Origin of the sequence: Streptomyces humidus, from assembly GCF_014649655.1 — a bacterium.
Lineage (GTDB): Bacteria > Actinomycetota > Actinomycetes > Streptomycetales > Streptomycetaceae > Streptomyces > Streptomyces humidus.
Map to the genome: position 1 here is coordinate 1 of NZ_BMTL01000154.1, position 856 is coordinate 856.

An 856-nucleotide genomic window follows, 5' to 3' on the forward strand; every position below is an offset into this window, starting at 1 on the left:
CTGTTCTCGGGTCAGGGCAGTCAGTGGCCGGGGATGGGGCGGGGGTTGTATGACGCGTTCCCGGTGTATGCGGAGGCTTTCGATGCGGCGTGTGGGGCGTTCGAGGGGGTGGGGCTGGGTGGTCTGCGGGGGGTGATGTGGTCTTCGGAGGAGGTGCATCAGACCCGGTTTGCGCAGGCTGCTTTGTTTGTGCATGAGGTGGCGTTGGTGGCGTTGCTGGAGTCGTGGGGTGTGGTTGCGGATGTGGTGGCTGGTCATTCGCTGGGTGGGCTGACGGCGGCGTATGTGGCGGGTGTGTGGTCGTTGGGGGATGCGGCGCGGTTGATCGAGGCGCGGGGCCGGCTGATGCAGGCGCTGTCCTCGGGTGGGGCGATGGCCGCGGTGGAGGCGAGTGAGGCGGAGGTGCGTGAGGCGTTTGGGGGGATCGACATCGCGGCGGTCAACGGTCCGCGGGCGGTGGTGGTCTCCGGGCCGGAGGCCGAGGTGGAGGGGGTCCGGGAGTATTTCCGGGACCGTCGTAGTCGGCGTCTGTCGGTGTCCCACGCGTTTCATTCGGTGTTGATGGAGCCGGTGCTGGACGCCTTCCGTGAAGTGGTGGCGGGTCTGGAGTGCCGTCCGCCGTTGCGCCGGGTGATCTCGGATGCGACGGGTGAGGTGCTGACGGCTGAGCAGGCGGCGGACCCGGACTACTGGGTCGGTCATGTCCGGGGCACGGTCCGGTTCGCGGACGTGGTGGCGAACGCTGATGTCACACGTTTTGTGGAGATCGGCCCGGACGCGGCGCTGACTCCGATGGTTCAGCAGACGCTGCCCGAGGCGGTCTGCTTCCCGTTGCAGCGGGCGGGTCAGGACGAGC

General features: G+C 68.3%; 1 protein-coding gene. It reads left to right on the forward strand.

Going from position 1 to position 856, the window contains the following annotated elements; all coding sequences use genetic code 11:
* Positions 1–45 precede the first annotated feature (45 nt).
* The coding region (locus IE239_RS41520; RefSeq protein WP_229878830.1) for an acyltransferase domain-containing protein at positions 46–856 on the forward strand (811 nt) is incomplete at its 3' end.